The organism is Bacillus sp. JJ1127, assembly GCF_036965845.1.
Lineage (GTDB): Bacteria > Bacillota > Bacilli > Bacillales > Bacillaceae_G > Bacillus_A.
On record NZ_JBALQK010000233.1, the window covers coordinates 3,343 to 3,807 of the forward strand.

Annotated in this window: 1 protein-coding gene; it reads left to right on the forward strand. The window is 30.5% G+C overall.

The window, feature by feature from the left end; genetic code table 11:
- Positions 1–166: 166 nt before the first annotated feature.
- Positions 167–465: methyltransferase domain-containing protein (locus V7183_RS20695; RefSeq protein WP_335360677.1), on the forward strand; the 299-nt coding region annotated here is incomplete at its 3' end.

Genomic DNA, 465 nt, shown 5'->3' on the forward strand with positions numbered 1-465 from the left:
TTTAACATAAATATCCAATGGTAAATTGATGTTTAGAGGGATTTAGAGTGATTAGATTGAATATTTGAATTAATATATAAAGATTGGAGTGATACGAATGCTAAATTTAAAACATACATTCATATTTGAAATTGAGGTAATAGATGGATAAAGGGAGGAACTTCAATTGTTACGTACGTTTGAAACGACACAAAAATTATTTGATGACTGGGCAAAAACTTATGATGAAAATGTAAAGGAAGCAGATGGTCCGTTATATGGATATAATCATAGTTTATGTGAAGCAAAGGAAATGATTCATATAAATGAGCAGCAGAAAATTATTGATATTGGAATTGGTACAGGAGCGTTTGCACCATTAATAAGTGTTAATGATAGTCATGTATTTGGAATCGATTTGTCCGAAAAAATGTTAGAACAGTGTAATGTGAAATATCCTCAGTATCAAGTCAACTACCCACCACT